The sequence below is a fragment of the Devosia sp. genome (genome assembly GCF_034675085.1).
Lineage (GTDB): Bacteria > Pseudomonadota > Alphaproteobacteria > Rhizobiales > Devosiaceae > Devosia.
In genome coordinates this window covers 1-3646 of the sequence record NZ_JAUCDN010000322.1, presented here as the reverse complement: position 1 = coordinate 3646, position 3646 = coordinate 1, and the positions used below count along the sequence as shown (strand labels likewise).

Below are 3646 nucleotides of genomic sequence, written 5' to 3'. Positions count from 1 at the left end.
TCCTGGCCAACCAGCCGACGCGCGGGCTGGATGTGGGCGCGCAGGCCGAGGTGCACCGACGGATCGTTTCGGCGCGCGACGGGGGCGCGGCAGTGATGGTGATTTCCGAGGATCTGGACGAATTGTTTGCCCTGGCCGACCGGTTTCTCGTCGTGCATGGCGGCGAGGTGATGGATGCGGGGCTTTCCGAGCATCTCGACCGCAGCCTTGTGGGCTTGATGATGGCGGGGCAGACCCCGGATGAAGTGGGGAGTGTTCGCTGATGACGCTTTGGCGCCTTGTTTCCCCATTCACCGGCGCTGCCCACGGGCTCGACCCGTGGGCCGGATCGGCGGGAGCCATATCGGCTCATGCGCTTGCCCTGAGTTGCCCCCGGATCAGGTCCGGGGGCAGCGCCGGTGGGTTGGAAGCGCCCATGCCAAACACGTCCCTTGAAGCGCGGGAGGCACGGGCATGAGCTGGCGTCTGGAGCCGCGCGCCAACGCGCCGATGAGCCTGAAAATCACCGTCTCGCTGCTGGCGGGGCTGGCGGGCCTCTTGCTGGTGGCCATTCCGGTGCTGGCGGCGGGGCGCTCGCCGCTCCAAGCCTATGGGCTGATCGTGCAGGGGGCCTTCGGCTCCATGTTCGCCTTTTCCGAAACGCTCAACCGGGCGACGCCGCTGATCCTCACCGGTCTCGCGGCCGCCGTGGCCTTCCGGGCGCGGCTCTGGAATATCGGGGCCGAGGGCCAGCTTTATATCGGGGCGCTGGCTGCGGTGGTGGTGGGCAGCGGGCTGGTGCATCTGCCGCCCATGCTGATGATCCCGATCATCATGATCGCCGGCTTCCTCGCCGGCGGGCTGATGATGGTGGTGCCGGCCTTTTTGAAGCAACGCTTCGGCGCCGACGAGGTGGTGACGACGCTTTTGCTCAATTTCATCGTCATCCTCTTCATCCAGATGCTGGTGGAAGGGGTGCTCAAAGACCCCATGGCGCTGGGCTGGCCGCAATCGGTGCCGCTGATCGCCGAAGCCCATTACCCCAAGCTGATGCCGCGCCTGCGCATGCATTTCGGCCTGATCGTCGGGGTGGCGGCGGCGCTGGTGCTGTGGGTGCTGGTGCGCAAGAGCGTGCTGGGCTTCGAAATCCGCGCCGTGGGCGAAAACAAGGCGGCGGCGCGCTTTGCCGGCATTCGTGTGGATGCCACCATGCTCAAGGTGGCGCTGATCTCGGGGGGGCTCGCCGGTCTGGCCGGGGTGGGAGAAGTGGCGGGGGTCAAGGGGTATCTCTCGGCCGATCTGTCGCCGGGCTTTGGCTATTCGGGCATCGTGGTGGCCATGCTGGCCGGGCTCTCGCCCATCGGCTCGGTGTTCGCGGCGCTGTTCGTCGCCGCCGTGTTCGTGGGGGCGGATTCGATGAGCCGGGCCACCGGCATTTCCAGCTATCTGGCCGATCTGGTGGTGGCGCTGTCGCTGCTGAGCGTGCTGGTGGGCGGGTTCTTCCTGCGCTTCCGCCTGCGTTATGAGAAGGCGGAAAAAAAGACGGCGGGAGCCTGACCATGGAAGTGATCGACATTCTGCTCTCGGCCAATTTCTGGGCCGCCGCCCTGCGCATCGCCACGCCGCTGATTTTCGGCGTGCTCGGCGCGCTGATCTGCGAGCGCTCGGGCGTGCTCAATCTGGGCATCGAGGGCATATTCGTGGCCGGGGCCATGGCCGGGTGGCTGGCCGTCTATCTGGGTGCGAGCCTGTGGCTGGGCGTGCTGGTTGCGGCGCTGGCCGGGGGCCTGTTCGGGCTGCTGCATGCCATCTTGACCGTGGTGCTGGGCCTCTCCCAGCATGTTTCGGGCATCGGCATCACCCTGCTCGCCACCAGCGCCAGCTATTTCACCTATCGCACGGCGCTGCCCAACGTCACCTCGCCGCCGCGCATCGTGCCGTTCCAGCCGCTCAATATTCCGGGCCTGTCCGACCTGCCCTTTATCGGGCCGGCGCTGTTCCAGCAGACGGCGATGACCATGCTGGCGCTGGTGCTGGTGGGCGTGGTGGCCTTTGTGCTCTATCGCACCCCGCTGGGGCTGGCCATTCGCGCCGTGGGCGACAATCCGGCAGCGGTTGAGGCGCAGGGGCTTTCGGTGCGGGCGCTGCGCATCGGGGCGGTGGTGACCGGCTCGGCGCTGATGGCGCTGGGGGGCGCGTTCCTCACCATGTCGGCGTTCGACGCCTTCTTTTTCGGCATGGTCAATGGGCGCGGCTGGATCTGCATCGCGCTGGTGGTGTTCGCGTCCTGGCAGCCGGGCAAGGCGCTGCTGGGGGCTTTGCTGTTCGGGGCGTTCGACGCCTTCCAGATCCGGCTGCAAGCCGAAATCGGGTCGGTGGTGCCGGGGCAGGTGTTCCTGATGCTGCCTTATCTGCTCTCCATCCTGGCGCTGGTGCTGGTGGCGCGCCGCGCCGACTATCCCCGCGCGCTGCTTCATCCCTGGTTCAAGGGCCAGCGGCACTAGTTTTCATCGGTTTAAGAGGCTCCCATGTTCGATCTCAAAATCACCAATGCCAGCCTGCCCGATGGGCGCAGCGGGCTCGATATCGGCGTGCGCGAGGGGCGCATCGCGGCGGTGGAGGCCCATCTCGGGGGCGAGGCGGGCGAGGTGATCGATGCCGGCGGGCAATTGGTGTCGCCGCCCTTTGTCGATTGCCACTTCCATATGGATGCCACCCTGTCTTTGGGCCTGCCGCGCCATAATGAAAGCGGGCTGCTGCTCGAAGGTATCCGCATCTGGGGGGAACTCAAGCCGCTTCTCACCCATGAGGCGGTGATCGAGCGGGCGCTGGCCTATTGCGACCTTGCCGCCGCCCAGGGCCTGCTCGCCATCCGCACCCATGTGGATGTGTGCGACCCGCGCCTCCTGGGCGTCGAGGCGCTGCTGGAAGTGAAGAGCCGGGTCGCCCCCTATATCGATCTGCAATTGGTCGCCTTCCCGCAGGATGGCTATTACCGTTATCCCGGCGCGGTGGACCTGCTCAACCGGGCGCTGGACATGGGCGTCGATGTAGTGGGTGGCATTCCCCATTTCGAGCGCACCATGGGCGATGGGGCGAAAAGCGTCACGGCGCTGTGCGAGATTGCCGCCGAGCGCGGTCTGCTGGTCGATATCCATTGCGACGAGACCGACGATCCCCTCAGCCGGCATATCGAGACGCTGACCTATGAGACCCAGCGCCTGGGGCTGGGCGGGCGCGTCGCCGGCTCGCACCTGACCTCCATGCATTCCATGGACAATTACTATGTCTCCAAGCTGCTGCCGATGATGGCGGAGGCCGGGGTGGCGGCCATTGCCAACCCCAATATCAATATCGGCATCCAGGGGCGGCACGACACCTATCCCAAGCGCCGTGGCATGACGCGCATTCCCGAAATGCTGGCCTATGACATCACCTGCGCCTTTGGGCAGGATTGCATGATGGACCCCTGGTATTCGCTGGGCCAGGCCGACATGCTGGAAGTGGCCAATATGGGCCTGCACGTGGCGCAGATGACCAGCCGCGAGGCCATGCGGCAATGCTTTGCCGCCGTCACCACCGGCCCGGCGAAAATCCTCAATCTGGAGGGCTATGGGCTCGATGTGGGCTGCAAGGCCGACATGGTGCTGCTCCAGGCCGACGACGC

At 66.2% G+C, this 3646-nt stretch carries 3 protein-coding genes and 1 pseudogene; all 4 read left to right on the top strand.

Features of this window, described 5'->3' with window-relative positions; all coding sequences use genetic code 11:
• Nucleotides 1-263 (top strand): annotated as a pseudogene (locus tag VDP82_RS15595) (ABC transporter ATP-binding protein); the annotation flags it as partial.
• A 190-nt stretch (nucleotides 264-453) separates the two neighbouring features.
• Nucleotides 454-1536, top strand: coding sequence for an ABC transporter permease (locus tag VDP82_RS15590; RefSeq protein WP_323015747.1), 1083 nt, complete (start codon nucleotides 454-456; stop codon nucleotides 1534-1536).
• Between the two features lie 2 nt (nucleotides 1537-1538).
• Entirely contained in the window at nucleotides 1539-2483 is a 945-nt protein-coding gene (locus VDP82_RS15585) for an ABC transporter permease (RefSeq protein WP_323015746.1), read from the top strand.
• A gap of 24 nt (nucleotides 2484-2507) precedes the next feature.
• Nucleotides 2508-3646 (top strand): amidohydrolase family protein (locus tag VDP82_RS15580; protein ID WP_323015745.1); only part of this gene is annotated, 1139 nt, incomplete at its 3' end.